Annotated in this window: 16 protein-coding genes; 11 read left to right on the top strand and 5 right to left on the bottom strand. The window is 71.2% G+C overall.

The window, feature by feature from the left end; translation table 11 throughout:
- Positions 1–176: 176 nt before the first annotated feature.
- Genes AB0J74_RS20135 through AB0J74_RS20120 form a run of 4 tightly spaced genes read left to right on the top strand, consistent with a single transcriptional unit; the run spans position 177 to position 4,008 of the window.
- Positions 177–1,118 carry an ABC transporter substrate-binding protein gene (locus AB0J74_RS20135; protein WP_363449941.1) on the top strand — a complete coding sequence of 314 codons (942 nt, stop codon included), beginning with the start codon at positions 177–179 and terminating at the stop codon, positions 1,116–1,118.
- Positions 1,115–2,164, top strand: coding sequence for an iron ABC transporter permease (locus AB0J74_RS20130; protein WP_363450253.1), 1,050 nt, complete (start codon positions 1,115–1,117; stop codon positions 2,162–2,164). The genes AB0J74_RS20135 and AB0J74_RS20130 overlap by 4 nt, the downstream gene beginning before the upstream one ends.
- Positions 2,161–2,946 (top strand): ABC transporter ATP-binding protein, encoded by a 786-nt coding sequence (locus AB0J74_RS20125; RefSeq protein WP_363449939.1) that lies wholly within the window; start codon positions 2,161–2,163, stop codon positions 2,944–2,946. Before AB0J74_RS20130 ends, AB0J74_RS20125 begins: the two co-directional genes overlap by 4 nt.
- A gap of 21 nt (positions 2,947–2,967) precedes the next feature.
- Positions 2,968–4,008 (top strand): oxidoreductase, encoded by a 1,041-nt coding sequence (locus tag AB0J74_RS20120; RefSeq protein ID WP_363449937.1) that lies wholly within the window; start codon positions 2,968–2,970, stop codon positions 4,006–4,008.
- 61 nt (positions 4,009–4,069) lie between these two features.
- Here AB0J74_RS20120 and AB0J74_RS20115 read toward each other — a convergent pair whose 3' ends face one another.
- Positions 4,070–6,127 carry an AAA family ATPase gene (locus tag AB0J74_RS20115; protein ID WP_363449935.1) on the bottom strand — a complete coding sequence of 686 codons (2,058 nt, stop codon included), beginning with the start codon at positions 6,125–6,127 and terminating at the stop codon, positions 4,070–4,072.
- Positions 6,128–6,321: 194 nt separating this feature from the next.
- Here AB0J74_RS20115 and AB0J74_RS20110 point away from each other — a divergent pair, with 194 nt between their 5' ends.
- Genes AB0J74_RS20110 through AB0J74_RS20100 form a run of 3 tightly spaced genes read left to right on the top strand, consistent with a single transcriptional unit; the run spans position 6,322 to position 9,060 of the window.
- Positions 6,322–6,900: a metalloregulator ArsR/SmtB family transcription factor gene (locus AB0J74_RS20110; RefSeq protein WP_363449933.1), complete on the top strand. Its 579-nt coding sequence runs from the start codon at positions 6,322–6,324 to the stop codon at positions 6,898–6,900.
- A 48-nt stretch (positions 6,901–6,948) separates the two neighbouring features.
- Complete coding sequence (locus AB0J74_RS20105; RefSeq protein ID WP_363449930.1) at positions 6,949–8,175, top strand: MFS transporter; 1,227 nt, start codon at positions 6,949–6,951, stop codon at positions 8,173–8,175.
- 36 nt (positions 8,176–8,211) lie between these two features.
- Complete coding sequence (locus AB0J74_RS20100; protein ID WP_363449928.1) at positions 8,212–9,060, top strand: menaquinone biosynthesis protein; 849 nt, start codon at positions 8,212–8,214, stop codon at positions 9,058–9,060.
- A gap of 160 nt (positions 9,061–9,220) precedes the next feature.
- Here the strand turns inward: AB0J74_RS20100 and AB0J74_RS20095 are convergent, their stop codons facing one another.
- From AB0J74_RS20095 to AB0J74_RS20080, 4 genes are all read right to left on the bottom strand, one after another.
- Complete coding sequence (locus tag AB0J74_RS20095) at positions 9,221–9,982, bottom strand: maleylpyruvate isomerase family mycothiol-dependent enzyme (protein ID WP_363449926.1); 762 nt, start codon at positions 9,980–9,982, stop codon at positions 9,221–9,223.
- Between the two features lie 41 nt (positions 9,983–10,023).
- Complete coding sequence (locus AB0J74_RS20090) at positions 10,024–10,827, bottom strand: serine hydrolase (RefSeq protein ID WP_363449924.1); 804 nt, start codon at positions 10,825–10,827, stop codon at positions 10,024–10,026.
- Between the two features lie 196 nt (positions 10,828–11,023).
- Complete coding sequence (locus AB0J74_RS20085) at positions 11,024–11,974, bottom strand: hypothetical protein (RefSeq protein ID WP_363449922.1); 951 nt, start codon at positions 11,972–11,974, stop codon at positions 11,024–11,026.
- Positions 11,975–11,977: 3 nt separating this feature from the next.
- Positions 11,978–12,943 (bottom strand): hypothetical protein, encoded by a 966-nt coding sequence (locus AB0J74_RS20080; RefSeq protein ID WP_363449920.1) that lies wholly within the window; start codon positions 12,941–12,943, stop codon positions 11,978–11,980.
- 324 nt (positions 12,944–13,267) lie between these two features.
- Here AB0J74_RS20080 and paaA point away from each other — a divergent pair, with 324 nt between their 5' ends.
- The 4 genes from paaA to paaD are packed head-to-tail and all read left to right on the top strand — an operon-like array spanning position 13,268 to position 15,784.
- Positions 13,268–14,320: a 1,2-phenylacetyl-CoA epoxidase subunit PaaA gene (paaA, locus tag AB0J74_RS20075; RefSeq protein ID WP_363449918.1), complete on the top strand. Its 1,053-nt coding sequence runs from the start codon at positions 13,268–13,270 to the stop codon at positions 14,318–14,320.
- A complete protein-coding gene (paaB, locus tag AB0J74_RS20070) occupies positions 14,317–14,598 on the top strand; it encodes a 1,2-phenylacetyl-CoA epoxidase subunit PaaB (protein WP_363449916.1) in 282 nt (93 codons plus the stop codon). Before paaA ends, paaB begins: the two co-directional genes overlap by 4 nt.
- Positions 14,595–15,299 carry a 1,2-phenylacetyl-CoA epoxidase subunit PaaC gene (gene paaC, locus AB0J74_RS20065; protein WP_363449914.1) on the top strand — a complete coding sequence of 235 codons (705 nt, stop codon included), beginning with the start codon at positions 14,595–14,597 and terminating at the stop codon, positions 15,297–15,299. Before paaB ends, paaC begins: the two co-directional genes overlap by 4 nt.
- The gene (paaD, locus tag AB0J74_RS20060; RefSeq protein WP_363450251.1) at positions 15,293–15,784 is read left to right on the top strand and encodes a 1,2-phenylacetyl-CoA epoxidase subunit PaaD; all 492 of its coding nucleotides are present in this window, start codon (positions 15,293–15,295) and stop codon (positions 15,782–15,784) included. The genes paaC and paaD overlap by 7 nt, the downstream gene beginning before the upstream one ends.
- Positions 15,785–15,786 lie beyond the last annotated feature (2 nt).

The following is a 15,786-nucleotide window of genomic DNA, read 5'->3' as shown; positions in this document are numbered from 1 at the left end:
GCAGCGAAGCCGGTGTGACTCCGGCGCTGTCCCGCAACTGCGATGCCCCGCCCGTGCGGGGACGAGCCAGGTCGCCTGCCCAGGTCGCGAACCAGCGCTCTCGAGGAAGGGCGCCTCGCGGGCGGGCGCAACCCCTGTCGGCGAAGCACCAGACCTCGACCGACAGGAGGCTACCCATGCGATATCCGGCCAAGTTCCTCGCCGCCGCCCTTGGCGCGGCCCTGCTGCTCGCCGGCTGCGGCGACGGCGGCAGCACCGAGAACGGCGGCACGCCCCCCGACACCGACGTCAGCGCCACCGCCGACTTTCCGGTCACCGTCGGCGACCTGACCGTCGCCGCCAAGCCCAAGAAGATCGTCGCCCTGTCGCCGACCGCGACCGAGGTGCTCTTCGCGATCGGCGCCGGACCGCAGGTGGTGGCCGTCGACGACCAGTCCAACTTCCCGGCCAACGCACCGAAGAGCGACCTGTCGGCCTTCCAGCCCAACGCCGAGGCCATCGCCGGGAAATCACCCGATCTGGTCGTGCTCTCCAACGACATGAACAACGTCGTCGCCCAACTGCGCCAGCTGAAGATCCCGGTGTACGTCGCGCCGGCCGGCAAGACGGTCGACGACACCTACCGGCAGATCACCGACATCGGTGCGCTGACCGGCAATCGGCCGGCGGCCGAAGACCTCGCGAAGCAGATGCGGACCGACATCGACAAGCTGGTCAAGGACGTGCCGCAGCGGAGCACGAAGCTCACCTACTACTACGAGCTCGGCCCCGAGCTCTACTCGCTGACCTCGAAGACCTTCGTCGGCTCGCTCTTCGCCCAACTGGGCCTGGAGAACATCGCCGACCCGGCGGACGCCGACGGCAGCAAGGGCGGCTATCCGCAGCTCTCGGCCGAGTCGCTGGTCAAGGCCGACCCTGACCTGATCTTCCTGGCCGACACGGTGTGCTGCCAGCAGAACGCCGACACGGTCAAGGCCCGGCCCGGCTGGTCCGGCATCACCGCCGTGAAGACCGGGCAGATCGTCGGCCTCAACGACGACGTCGCGTCGCGTTGGGGTCCGCGCACCGTCGACCTGCTGCGCCAGATCGTCGACGCGGTGGCGAAGGTGCCGGCCTGAAAACCCGGAAGCTTCCCGGCGTACGGTGGCCGTGGCTGCTCGGCGGCGTCGTCGCCGTGGTGGTCGCGGCCATCGCCGGGCTCGCCTTCGGCCCGGTCTCGCTGCCGCTCGGCGGTGTCGCGGCCGAGCTGGTCGACCTGATCCCGGGCGTGCATGTCCACAGTGGGCTCTCGGAGCAGGACGCGGCGATACTGCTCCAGCTCCGGCTGCCCCGGGTGGTCCTCGGTCTGCTCGCGGGCGCGATGCTGGCGCTGGCCGGTGGCTGCTACCAGGGCGCGTTCCGCAACCCACTGGCCGACCCCTACCTGCTGGGCGCGGCGGCCGGGGCCGGGCTCGCGGTGACCGCGGTCGTGGCGCTGCGCGGGTCCGAAATGGACATCGGCGCGTTGCCGCCGAGCGTACCCCTGGCGGCGTTCGGTGGTGCCCTCGTCGCGGTCGCGCTGACCTACCTGCTCGGGGTCGCCGGCCGCGACCGGACGCCGGCGTCGCTGATCCTGGCCGGGGTCGCGGTGTCGGCCTTCCTGGCTGCCGGGCAGACCTATCTGATGCAGCGCAACGCCGACGACATCCGGGCGATCTACTCGTGGTTGCTCGGCCGGCTGGCCACCAACGGCTGGCACGAGGTGCGGCTGCTGCTGCCGTACGCCATCGTCACCACCGTGGTCGTGCTCGCCCTGCGGCGCGAACTCGACGTGCTGTCGGTCGGTGACGACGAGGCGAGGGGCCTGGGCCTGCACCCGCAACGGTCCCGCTACTTCCTGATCGCCGCCGCCTCGCTGGGCACCGCGGCCGCGGTCTCGGTCTCCGGCCTGATCGGCTTCGTCGGGATCGTGGTGCCACACATCGTGCGGATGCTGGTCGGCACCAGCTACCGGGCCATCCTGCCGCTGTCGATGCTGTTCGGCGCGGCCTTCCTGGCCCTGGCCGACCTCGCCGGCCGCACGTTCGCGGCGCCGGCCGAGATCCCGATCGGGGTGGTCACGGCGTTCGTCGGCGGCCCGTTCTTCGTGCTGGTGTTGCGCACGGCGAAGCGGGTGGTCACATGACGCCGGCCATTTCGGTGCGGGACCTGCACGTCACGCTCGGGAAGGCGGCCATCCTGCGCGGCGTCGACCTCACCGTCGAGGCGGGCTCGTGGGTCGCGGTGATCGGCCCGAACGGCGCCGGTAAGTCGACGCTGCTGCGCGCGATCGGCGGCCTGCTGCCCGCCGGGGGCGCGGTTTCCCTGCTGGGTACGCCGATCGAGCGGCTGCGCCGCCGCGCCCGGGCCCGCACGGTCGCCACCGTCGCCCAGTCGCCGGTGGTGCCGCCCGGTATGTCAGTGTTCGACTACGTGCTGCTTGGTCGTACCCCCTTCGTCTCGTTGCTCGGTCGTGAGTCGGCCACCGACCTCGCCGCGGTGACCGCGCTGCTCGACCGCCTCGACCTGGCCGGTTTCGGCGACCGCGAACTCGACACCCTCTCGGGCGGTGAGCGGCAGCGGGTGTTCCTGGCCCGGGCGCTCGCGCAGGAGCCCTCGTTGCTGCTGCTCGACGAGCCGACCAGCGCCCTGGACATCGGTCACCAGCAGGAGGTGCTGGAGTTGGTCGACACGCTGCGCCGTGACCAGGGGCTCACCGTGCTGGCCACGATGCACGACCTGTCGATCGCGGGCGGCTACGCCGACCGGTTGGTGCTGCTGGCCGACGGTGTGGTGGTCGCCGCCGGCACCGCCCGCGAAGTACTGACCGAGGAGACCCTGTCGCGCTTCTACAAGGCCCGGGTTCGCGTCGTCGACGGCGTCGACGGGCCGCTGGTGGTGCCGGTTCGGGATATCCAGCATCGCTGATCCGGAGTAAGTTCGATCGACATGTGGATGCGAAAAGCGTCGATGGCCGCGGTCTCGATCGGCGTGCTCGCCGTCTCGGCCGGCTTCACCGCCACCCCCTCGCCGTCCTGGGATCTGTCACCCACCGGCAGCACGGCCCGCTTGCGCGGCCTGTCGGTGGTCAGCGCCGGCACGGTCTGGGCCAGCGGCAGCCAGGGCACCGTGCTGCGCACCGTCAACGGCGGCCGCACGTGGCAGTCGGTCGGCCCGCCCGACACGGCGACCCTGGAGTTCCGCGACATCGAGGCGTTCGACGCCCGCCGCGCGGTGGCGCTGTCCATCGGCACCGGCGAAGACTCCCGCGTCTACCGCACCGCCGACGGCGGTCGCACCTGGACAGAGGCGTTCCGCAACACCGACCCGGCCGCGTTCTACGACTGCCTGACGTTCCTCGACGAACGGCACGGCCTGGCCCTCTCCGACCCGGTCGACGGCAAATTCCGCATCCTGGCCACCAGCGACGCCGGCCGCTCCTGGTCGGTCGTGTCGCCCGCCGGCATGCCGGCCGCGCTGCCGGGTGAGTTCGCGTTCGCGGCCAGCGGCACCTGCTTGGTCGGCGCCGGTGGCCGGGCCTACTTCGCCACCGGCGGTGGGTCCGCGGCGCGGGTGTTCCGCAGCGACGACCTCGGCCGCAGCTGGACGGTCACTGACGCCCCGATCCCGAGCGGCCCGTCGGCGGGCATCTATTCGCTGGCGTTCCGCGACCGCGACCATGGCGTGGCAGTCGGCGGCGACTACGAAGTCCCCGATGCGGCACCGTCCGGCGCCGCGGTCACCGGCGACGGCGGCCGCACCTGGCGGGCGGCCGCCCGCGAGCCCGGCGAATACCGCTCCGGCGCGGCCTGGATGACCCGCCTCGGGCCGGTGCTCGCCGTCGGGCCGACCGGCAGCGACATCAGCTACGACGGCGGGCGGCACTGGTCGCTCTTCGACTCGGGCAGCTTCGACGCGGTCGAGTGCGCCGGCCTCGCGGTCTGCTACGCGTCGGGCGAGCAGGGCCGCATCGCGAGATTGCGCTGGTGACCGTCCGCACCGCCGAGACCCTCCCCGGAGCCGCGGCCGAATCGGCCCGGGGCGGCACGCTCTAGCTGCCTAGCGGCTCCGGGAGCGGGGTCGTGTGCAGCACGGCCAGGCGGCTGACGGCCCGGGTCAGCACGACGTAGAGGCGGTGCAGGCCACGGGGTTCGGCGGCCACGATCGCGGCCGGCTCGACGACCACCACGTGGTCGTACTCGAGGCCCTTGACGACCGACGCCGGCACGACCGTGACCCGCTCCGCGGACTCGACGTCGTCGGCGGTCGCGCTCTTGATGCCGGCCGCCGTCAGTGCCGCGCGGATCCGCTCGACGGCTCGGTCGGCGGCGATCACGCCGACCGAGCCGTCGTGCTCGAGCGCGGCGCGGACCTCGGCCACCGTCGCGGCGTCGAGGTCGATCACCTCGTCGATGGTCAGCCAGCCGTCGTTGCGCAGCGATCGGGCCGGCGGCACGTCGACCGCCAGCGCCGGGAGCAGCCGGTTGGCGAACGCGACCACCGCGGCCGGCACCCGGAAGCCGATCGTCAGCGGCACCACCGCCGCGTCGGGCTTGCCCAGGTGGCGCAGGGTCTCGCGCCAGTCGGCGGCGGCCCACGGCGCGGTGCCCTGGGCGAGGTCGCCGAGCAGGGTGATCGAGCCGTGCTCGCTGCGTCGGGCGATCGCGCGGGCCTGCATCGCCGACAGGTCCTGGGCCTCGTCGACGACCACGTGGCCAAAGCTGGCCGCGCGCTCGATCAGGCCGGCGGCCTCGTCGAGCAGCACCAGGTCGGCGGCCGTCCACTTGGCCGACTTGAGCGACCGCGGCTGGCTCGGCCACCTGATCAGCTCGCGCTCGGCATCGGTGAGCACGCCCGCCGGCGGGTCGGTGAGGATCTCCGCGACCAGCGCCTCCGGCGTCATCGCCGGCCAGACCTGGTCGAGGAAGTCGGTGACGGGCTTGGCCTTGCCCATCCGGCGCAGCCAGGCGTCGTTCGGCGAGTCGCCCCGGCGCGCCTCGGACTGGCGTTGCAGCAGGCTGACCACCCGGGCCCGGACCCGTTCGCGGGCGGTGCCGTAGGGGAGGTTCTCCTGGCGCACGTCGTCGACCATCCGGCGCAGCACCTCGGCGCCGATCCGCCACCGGTAGGAGGCGTCGGGCACGGTCATCGGCTCCTCGGGCGTGCCGATGTGCGCGTCGAGGGCGGCGGCGAGCACCGCGGCCATCCGGGCGTCGTGCTTGATCACCGCGACCGCCGGGTCTTCCTCGGCCCGGACCGGGGCGCGCGCGATCAGGTCGTCGACCGTGGCCTGCTCGACCTCGATCTCGCCGAGCGCGGGCAGCACCGCCGAGATGTAGGACAGGAACGCCCGGTTGGGGCCGACCACCAGCACGCCGGACCGGCGCAGCCGCTCGCGGTGCAGGTAGAGCAGGAAGGCGGCGCGGTGCAGGCCGACGGCGGTCTTGCCGGTGCCGGGCGCGCCCTGCACACAGATCGAGGTCTCCAGGTCGGCTCGGACCAACTCGTCCTGCTCCGGCTGGATGGTGGCGACGATGTCGCGCATCGGCCCGACGCGCGGCCGCTCGATCTCGGCGGTCAGGATCCGGCTGGCGGTGCCGAGTTCCTCGCCGCGGTCGAGGTGCTCGTCTTCGAAGCTGGTCAGCAGCCCGCCGTTGAACCCGAACCGGCGGCGGACGGCGATGCCCTGCGGCTCTTTGGCGCTGGCCCGGTAGAACGCCCGGGACACCGGCGCCCGCCAGTCGAGCACCATCGGCTCGCCGGCGTCGTCGGTCACGTGCCGGCGCCCGACGTGGTAGCGGTGCCCGGCGTGGTCTTCGGCCTCCGCGGAGGCGCCGAAGTCGAGCCGCCCGAAGAACAGCGGGGTGTCCGGATCGTCGGCCAGTTCCGCGACCCGGCGGGCGAGCGTACGCCCGAGCGTTTCGGCGGTGTAGGAGTCACCGGCGACATTGCCGCCGGCGCTGAACAGTGACTCGGCGCGTTCGCGCATCCGGCCGAGGGCGGCGCGCGACGCGGTCAGGTGGCTGCGTTCGGCGCCGAGGTCGGTTTCCAGATCGGTGGCGGGCTCGGTGGCGTCGGTGTTGACGACATGATCGGCGGGCAGGGTCATCCGAGAAGCCTTCCGGCGGTCGAGAGTGTGGCTCGGGAGACCTGGGCCGCCCGGAACTCCGCGGGGTCGAAGCCCCAGCCGGTGCCGGCAGTGCCCGGTAACCACGCATCAGCGCGGCGGCGCTCCAGGCTACGCCCGGTTCGTCCGGGACTCCACTGAATATCGCCGGCACCCGCCGGTGCGACGATGTGTGGATGGCGGATCTCGGGCAGGAGCGGCGTCGGATCACCGATCCGAAGATGATGCGGGCGTTGGCGCATCCGGCACGGCTGGCGATCCTCGAGCATCTCAACACGACCGGGGAACCGACGACGGCCACCGAGTTCGCGGAGATCGTCGGGTTGTCGCCGAGTGCGACCAGCTACCACCTTCGCGAGTTGGCCAAGGCCGGCATGATCGAAGAGGCGCCGAGCCGGGGCGACGGGCGGGAACGGGTCTGGCAGAGCCCGGCGCACTCGTGGGGCCTCGACATGGAGGCCGACGCCGACCCGGAGACCCGGGCCGCCGAGGAGGCCCTGCTCGCCACCTACCTCGAGCGTGACCAGGCGCGGCTGCGGGCCTACCTCGCGCGGGCCCGGGAAGAGCCGAAGGAATGGCACGACGTCGCCGGGCTGACGACGTCGACGATCTTCGTGACCGCCGACGAGTTGAAGAGCTTCTTCGAGACCGTGCACGCATTGATCGACTCGCTGAAACAGCGGAACCGCAAGGAGGCGTCGCTGGAGGGAGCGCGGGCGGTGCGTGTCCAACTTGCCGCTTTCCCCGACGACTGACGACGCCAGGGGTTGCGTACCGAAGATGTGAAGGATTATTTTCGAAGCATGTCCTTCACATCTTCGGCTCCTTCGCGCTGGAGCGACGTCTACGTCACCGCCGGTACCCGGGCGATCTCGATGGCCGGCGAGGCCCTGGTCGCCACCACGCTCGCCCTCGCGCTGCAGGACCGGGGGGCCGGCGGCCTGGCCGTCTCCGGGCTCTGGCTCGCCGCCACCCTGCCGCTGGTCGCGCTCGCCCCGCTCACCGGTCGGCTGGTCGACCGCTACGACAGCCGGACGCTGCTGGTCACCACCGGTCTGGCCCAGGCCGCGGTCTGCGTCGCCATGGCCTTCGTCGCTCTGCCGGTCGCGCTGGTCGCCATGGTGGCGGTGCTCGCGTCCGGGGTCGCGATCACCAACCCGACGTTCGCCGCGCTGGTGCCGTCGATGGTCGACCGCGACGAACTTCCGAAGGCCAGCGCCATCGGCCAGACCGCGTCGATGATCGGCGCGTTGCTCGGTCCCGCCGCCGCCGGTTTCCTGGTCGCGGGCTTCGGCACCCGCCCGCCGCTGGTCATCGCGGCGGTCACGTATCTCGCGGTCGCGGTCGCCGGGTTGCTGCTGCGCACCCGGCGCGGCGGCGCGCAGGCGGCCGCGTCGACCACCGGGGCGGCGGCCGGACCGTGGCGGCTGCGCACCGACGGACTGCTGCTCACGACGTTCCTCGCGTTCGGCGCGGTGGTCGCCGGCGTCGGCGGCGTCAACGTCATCGAGGTCTTCTACATCCGCGACACGCTCGGCGCCTCCACCTCGGCGTTCGGCCTGGTCACCGCGGCCTGGACGGCCGGCATGGCGGTCGGTGCCTGGGTGTTCGCCCGGGTCGTCCGGCGGTTCGACGACGACGGCGGTCTGGTCCGGGGCATGCTCACCCTGCTCGGTGCCACCTGCGTGCCGGTCGTGCTCAGCGCCGCGGTGCCCAGTGCCTGGCTGGTCGCGGCCCTCTGGCTGGTCGGCGGCCTGCTCAACGGCGGTCTCGGCGTGTTCAGCACGATCCTGGTCGCCCGCCGGGTGCGCGAGGCCGACCGGGGCCGGGCGTTCTCGGTGCTCAACGCGGCCGCCAACGGCGGCGCGATGTTCGGATACGTGCTGGCCGGTGCCATGCTCGGCCCGTTCTCGGCGCGCACGCTCGTCTTCACCTTCGGCCTGGCCGGGGTGCTGGTCGTGCTCGCGACCGCGGTTCCGGTCGCACGCGCCATCCGGCTGGAACGCGTCACATCCGTGGCCGTCGCATGAGCGCCGTCCCACTGCTCGGGATACGGTGAAGACACCATGAGCGAGATCCGCAGACCCCGAGTCGGTCACATCCAGTTCCTGAACTGTCTTCCGATCTACTGGGGCCTGATGCGCTCGGGCGCCCTCCTCGACGTCGACCTGCACAAGGACTCGCCGGAGCGGCTCAACGCCGCCCTGGTCGCCGGTGACCTCGACGTCGGCCCGATCTCCCTGCTCGAATACCTGCGGCACGCCGACGAGTTGGTGCTCCTGCCCGACCTCGCGGTCGGCAGCGACGGGCCGGTGCTGTCGGTCAACATCGTCTCCACCAAGCCGCTCGCCGACCTCGACGGCGCTCGGGTGGCGCTGGGCTCGACCTCGCGGACGGGCGTGCTGCTGGCCCAGATGCTGCTCGCCCAGCGTTACGGCGTCACACCCGACTATTTCCGTTGCCCGCCCGACCTGACCCAGATGCTGCTGGAGGCAGACGCGGCGGTGCTGATCGGCGACGTCGCGCTCCGCTCGCTCTACGAGGCGCCGCGGCGCGGCCTGACCGTGACCGACCTCGGCCAGGCCTGGCGCGAGTGGACCGGGCTGCCGATGGTCTTCGCCGTCTGGGCCGCCCGCCGGGAGTTCGCCGACAACCACCCCGGGCAGCTCAAAGAGGTGCACGAGGCATTCCTGCGGTCGCGCGAACTGTGCCTGTCGGAACTCGACGAGGCGGCCGCCGCGGCCGCCCGCTGGGAGCCGTTCGACGCCGAAACCCTCGCCTCGTATTTCCGGGTGCTCGACTTCTCCCTCGGCGAGCGCCAGATCGCCGGGCTGCGCGAGTTCGCCCGCCGCGCCGCCGCGACCGGCGAGGCGCCCGAACTGCCACCGAACGGCCCGGTCTTCTACACCGACTAGGCCGGGTCCGGTCGATCCTCGCGGCCTGCGACGGGCCCAGATGCCGCCTGGCGGCGTCTCGGGATCACCGAGATACAACACTGGTATCCCGGCAATCCCGAGCCGCCACCACACGACATCTGGACTCCGTCTCGGCTCACGATGATCGACAGGACCCGACCTAAGCCGGTTCCCAGGCCACCAGCAGGTCGAACACACCCCGGTCGCCCTCGACCTCGAGCGAGTCGAGCGGGGCGCGGCCATGCAGGAACAGCACCAGCTCAGTCGCTGTGCCAGCGGCGGACGCGTCGGCCGGGTCGGTGACCGTGGCGCCGGATGCGGGGAGGCGGGCCGCCCGCGCGCCCTCGGCCAGCAGCCAGAGGCGCCAGGAGCCCCCGTCGGTGACGTGATAGTCGATCGTCGCGGGCTTGTGCGGCCAGGAATCCCCGGTGCAGCAGGTGAAGACGAACTCCTCGACGCCGTCGAGAGCCACATCGTCCGGAATCGACGCAACTGCCCCGATGGCGAGCTGGGCGTCGTAGGTGTGCACCGCCATCTGCTGCAGCTGGTGCCGGGCCACGGCGGCACAGTTCTGCGGCGACTGGGAGGTGCCCCACCAGGTCCAGCAACCCCGGTCCGGGCCAGCTTCCGAAAGCGCGGAAACGAGGGCGTGCGTCGCCGCGGCCAGCCAGTCGAGCAGGGCCGCTCGATCGTCGGGCGCGGCCGGAGCGTCCGACGCGGTGGCCTTGCCCGTCGCGTCCGGCCCGGCGGCGACGGTGGCCGCCCAGGCCCAACGCCCCTCGCCGATGTGCCGGGCGAGATCGAACAGCGTCCACTCGGGACAGGTCGGCACCCACACGTCAAGGCTCGGTGCGGCGGCGACGGCGGCGCAGAACGCGACCGATCGCTCGTCGATCAAGCGCAAGTGGTCGGAAAAGTTCACGGCGGCTGTCTACCACCGCGCGCGCCCGGCCGAGAATCGATTTATCCGCCGGCGGCCTGGCGTAGCTGCTGGCCGACCAGCTCACAGATCCTGGCGCCGTACTCGTAGCCTTTGTCGATCTGATATCTGGTCACCACGCCGACCACCCAGCCGTCGCCGATCGCCAGGCAACTGACGTGGTACTCCTGCTCCTCGTCGCGGTCGACCCAGCCGTTCTTGATGGCGATCTTCGATTGCTGGTCCGCCGGGAACGCCTTGCGGACGCCGAAGTCGCCGGTGCCGGTGACCGCGCGCATCTGGTCGAGCAGATAGCTGGTCCATCTCGGACCGGCCGCCCGCCCGTCCGCGATGCAGGCCCCGAGCCGGGTGATGTCGGCCGCCGAGATCAGCGTGCGGCTCCAGCCGAGGTCGTCGGCGACTCGGCTGTCCACCAGCCCGCACGTCGAGATCAACCGCCGGATGGAATCGTCGCGGCCGTCTTCGATGTAGAGCGCGTCGGCTGCCTCGTTGTCGCTGTCGCGGATCATCGACTCGATCTGCTCCAGATCCTCCTCGCTCGGCGTCAGGCCCCGGTCGGCCGTGCGGCGCAGGAAGTCGGCCGCGATCCACGGCTTGATCAGTGACGCGGTGGTGCTCACCACATCGCGGTCGTCCGGACCGGAGAGCGCGCCGGTACGGGTGTCCAGCAGCGCCCAGGAGAACCAGCCGCTCTGAATGATCTTGATGTCGGTCGCCTTCAGCGGCAGCGGCCCACGTTCCGGCTGCGGCCTGGCCGGCAGGAGGCCGGATTTCTCCAGCGCACCCCCGACCACCGGCGCGCTCCGCCAGCGGGCCGTGACCCGCACGGCGAACGACGATCCGGGCCACAGTCGCAGCCCCGCGACGCACAAGGCGGCGAGAACGACAACTATGGCAATCACTGTCGTGGCGCGGCCGCTCCGGCGGCGCTTGTGACTCGTGCTCAAGGTCAGCCCCGCCGGTCAAAGGATCAACCACGCTAGGTTATCGACCCGATACGCCGAGCGCCCGAGACTTCTCGATCTAGCCCTTCGACGCCGCGGCGCGGAGTTGCACGCCGACCTGCTTGCAGATGTTCGCGCCGTACTCGTAGCCCTTGTTGATCTCGTATTTGGCCATCACGCCGATCACCCAGCCGTCGCCGATCGCCATGCAGCTCACGTGGTATTCCTGCTCGGCCGTCCGGTCGACCCAGCCGTTCTTGATCGCGATCTGCTTCTGCTCGGCCGCCGGGAACGCCTTGCGCATGCCGAAGTCGCCGGTGCCGCGCACCGCGCGCATCTGGTCGAGCAGGTAGTCGGTCCACTTCGGGCCGGCCGCCGTGCCGTTGGCGATGCAGGCGCCGAGCCGGGTGATGTCGGCGGGGGAGAGCAGCGTGCGGCTCCATCCGCCGTCGGCCGCGACCTTGCTGTCCTTCAGCTTGCACATGGAGATCAACCGCTTGATCGCCGGAGCGCCGCCGTCGGCCTCGTAGAGCGACTGCGCGGCCTCGTTGTTGCTGTCCCTGATCATCGTCTCGACCTGGGCCATCCGCGAGGCGCTGGGCGTGGTGCCCTGCTCGGCCGAGCGGCGCAGGTAGTCGGCGCCGATCCACGACTTGATCAGCGACGCGGTGGTGCTCAGGTCGCTGCGGTCGGCCGGGCCGGACATCTTGCCGGTACGGGTGTCCAGCAGGGCCCACGAGTACCAGCCGGTGTGGTCGATCTTGACGTCGGTCGCCGCGACCGGCAGCGGTTCGAGTTCGGGCGTCGGCTTGACCGGCGGCGCGGTGGTCGGCGACGCGTCGTCGGGCTCGGCATCGCCGGTGGCGCCGGCGAAGCCGGGCTGACTCTCCCAGCGCGCGGCCGCCTTGGCGGCCAGCGGCGACCCGGGCCAGAGCCGCAACCCGGCGACGCCAAGGGCGGCGAGTACGACGACAAATGCGATGAGGGTGGTGGCGCGCCGGGCCCGGCGCGGCTTGGAGGATTTAGTCAACGCTCAGCCTTGGGTGCTGCTGGAGGAGGGGACGCGCAGCGCTGCGCCGACCTTGGGGGTGACCAACTGCGTGGCCGTGTCCTGGCACACCTTGGCGCCGACGGACAGCGGCTGCGAGGCCGGGTAGCGGGTCTGCACGGCGAGCACCCACGACTTGCTGATGGCCATGCAGCTGATGTGCCAGTTGCCGTCGTAGACGAGCTGGGTCCAGCCGTTCTTGATGCTGATCGGGCCCTGCTTGGCGACGATCTCCTTGGGCAGGCCGTCGATGATCCCCCAGCGGCCGCCGCCTTGCGATTTCTGCTGGTCGGCGACGTTGCCGCGGACCTTGCTCATCTCGCTGAGCACCATGGGGGTGTATTTCTTGCCGGCCGCCTTGCCGGACTGGATGCAGTTGCCGAGCCGGGTCACGTCTTGCGCCGACATCTCGGTGAAGCTCCACCAGCCGACATATCCGGGGACGGTGCCGAGGTGGGTGTTCTTCAGGCCGCACCAGCTGATCATCCGCCTGGTCTGGGCCGTGCCACCGCCGAGTTTGTTGATGAGGCCGGCGTCGTCGTCGTTGCTGTCCCGGATCGCACCCTGGATCGCGGCCTGGACGCCCTTGGTGAGCGTGCCGCCCTTCGTGTCGAGCTGGCGCAGATAGTCGGAGACGATCCACGTCTTGATCATCGACTCGGTGGAACTGGTCTGCGTCGCGCTGTTCTTCGAGCCGGAGATCTTGCCGGTCTTGAGGTCCATCAGCGCCCAGGAGTAAAAGCCGTCGACCTTCACCGAGACCGGGCCGGGGGCCAGCGTCGGTTGGGGTGGCTCGACCACCTTTGGGGCGATCGTGGGCGGAGGTGCGGTTGCCGCCGCGGTGCTGCTGCCGCCGTCGTCTTTGATCTGGGCAACTGCCGCGGGCACCAGGAGCACGCCGCCGAGCAACATAGCGGCGAGAGCGAGCACCATAACCACGCGAGGACGCATGAGGGGTGATCTCCGGTTGTTTTCAGGCCGGGGGTGGCTCTCGGTAATTGATCGCGGGGGTGGCGATCTACCGCGGTGAAGTCTACGGCGCTCGGTAACGCGATGGCACGGGTGGAATTTCCGTAAGCGGCCCGAGATCGCCCGGTTTTGGTGGCATTCAGCCTTCCAGTTAAGGAAATCTTAGTCTGCGGGTGACGCAGCTCATTGTCCAAAGTGGATGTCTTTATGCGCGGACGGCATAGATTCAGTTACCCAGCGTTAGTGCACGCCACGGGTTTGTTACAGATGCTGGCTTGTGTGTCGGGAAGCTGTAACACTGGTGGGGTGTACGGGAATGACTTCGCCGGCCCGGATGCCGGGTCCGACGGTGGTCTCCTCGGGCAGGTCGAGGCCGCCGAAGCGGCGCTGCGCGCCGCCGCGCACCATGGTCGGGTCGAAGGCGACCCGGCGGCACTTCAGGACTACTTCGACGCGGTGATCGCGGCCGACCAGAAGATCGAGCCCCGCGACTGGATGCCCGACGCCTACCGGCGCGGCCTGGTCCGGCAGATCGCCCAGCACGCCCACTCCGAGATCATCGGAATGCAGCCCGAGGGCAGCTGGATCACCCGGGCGCCCTCGCTCAAGCGCAAGGCGATCCTGCTGGCCAAGGTGCAAGACGAGGCCGGCCACGGCCTTTACCTCTACGCGGCCGCCGAGACCCTCGGAGTCACCCGCGAAGAACTGGTCGGCCTGCTTCTCGACGGCCGCCAGAAATACAGCTCGATCTTCAACTACCCGACGCTGACCTGGGCCGACATCGGCGCGATCGGCTGGCTCGTCGACGGCGCCGCGATCGTCAACCAGGTGCCGCTGTGCCGCTGCTCCTACGGGCCCTACGCGCGCGCGATGATCAGGATCTGCAAGGAGGAGTCCTTCCACCAGCGGCAGGGCTACGAGATCCTGCACACGCTCTCGCACGGCACCCCGGCCCAGCACGAGATGGCCCAGGACGCGATCGACCGCTGGTGGTACCCGTCGCTGGCCATGTTCGGGCCGCCCGACACCGACTCGACCCACTCCGAGCAGTCGATGGCCTGGAAGATCAAGCGGTTCTCCAACGACGAGTTGCGGCAACGCTTCGTCGACATGTGCGTCCAGCAGGCCGGCGTGCTCGGCCTGCGGATTCCCGACCCCGACCTGCGCTGGAACGACGAGCGGCAGGCACACGACTTCAGCGCGCCCGACTTCGACGAGCTGATGCGGGTGATCAAGGGCGACGGCCCCTGCAACACCGAACGGATGGCCCATCGCCGCCGGGCCCATTCCGAAGGCGCCTGGGTACGCGAGGCGGCCGCGGCCTACGCCGCCAAGCGACAGGAGGCGGTGGCGGTATGACCGGTGAACCGTTGTTCGAGGTGTTCGTGCGTCCCCGGCGCGGGTTGTCACACACCCACGTGGGCAGCCTGCATGCGCCCGACGCCGAGTTGGCCCTGCGCAACGCCCGCGACCTCTACACCCGGCGGGAAGAGGGCGTGTCGATCTGGGTGGTCCCGGCCACCGCGATCACCGCGTCCAGCCCCGACGAGAAGGACGCGTTCTTCGACCCGGCCGCCGACAAGGTCTACCGGCACCCCACCTTCTACGACGTCCCCGACGGAGCGAAGCACCTGTGACCACGGTCGACTACGTCCTCCGACTCGGCGATGACGCACTCGTCACCGCCCAGCGCTTCGGTGCCTGGTATGCCGCCGGCCCGGAGATGGAAGAAGACGTCGCGCTGGCCAACATCGCGCTCGACCAGCTCGGCGCCGCGCGGCTGCTGCTCACCTACGCAGGCGAGCTGGAGGGCGCGGGCCGCGACGAAGACGCGCTGGCCTACACCCGCGATGCCGCCGCGTTCCGCAACTGCCGGCTGGTCGAGCAGCCCGAGCCCGACTTCGGCGTGGTGATCGCCAAGCTGCTGCTGCTCTCCGCGTTCCAGCTGCCGCTCTACGACGCCCTGGCCGGCGCCGGTGACGAGCGGCTGGCCGCGATCGCCGGCAAGGCCCGCAAGGAGTCGGCCTACCACCTCGACCACAGCACCCTGTGGACACTGCGGTTGGGCGACGGCACCGACGAGTCGCACCAGCGCATGCAGGCCGCCATCGACGGCCTGTGGCCCTACACACCCGGCCTGTTCGCCGGCGAGGGCGGCCCGGTCGCGTTCGCCGACCTGCGGGCACCCTGGTCGTCCACCGTGGAAGACGTGCTCGGCCGGGCCACGCTGACCGTGCCCGCCACCGTCGCCGAGCCGACCGGCGAGCGCAAGCACCTGGTCGAGCTGCTGGCCGAGATGCAGGAGCTGCACCGGGCCCATCCGGGAGCCCGCTGGTGACGGCGCGCGAGGCGGTGGCCACGGTCGTCGACCCGGAGCTGCGCGTCGTCACCATCGCCGAGCTGGGCATCCTGCGCGACGTCGAGACCGACGACAGCGGGCACGTCACCGTGACGATCACGCCGACCTACACCGGCTGCCCGGCGATGGAGGTGATCCGGGCCGACATCGGCGCCGCGCTGCGCGCCGCCGGGCACGCCGACCACGACGTGCGCACAGTCTTCGCGCCAGCCTGGTCGACCGACTGGATCTCGCCGGACGGGCGGGCCAAGCTGGCCGCCGCCGGCATCGCACCACCCGCCCCGACCCGAGCCGCCGGGCCGACCGCACCGGCTCCGCCGGTGGCCCTGACCATCGCCGTGCGCTGCACGCACTGCGGCTCGCCCGAGACCGAGCAGCTCAGCCGCTTCGGCTCGACCGCCTGCAAGGCGCTGTGGCGGTGCCGGGCCTGCGGCGAGCCGTTCGACGCGATGAAGGCCTACTGACG

The organism is Asanoa sp. NPDC049573 (assembly GCF_040676615.1).
GTDB lineage: Bacteria > Actinomycetota > Actinomycetes > Mycobacteriales > Micromonosporaceae > Asanoa.
Note: the sequence above shows the minus strand (reverse complement) of the source record. Positions and strands in the feature narration are given on the sequence as shown.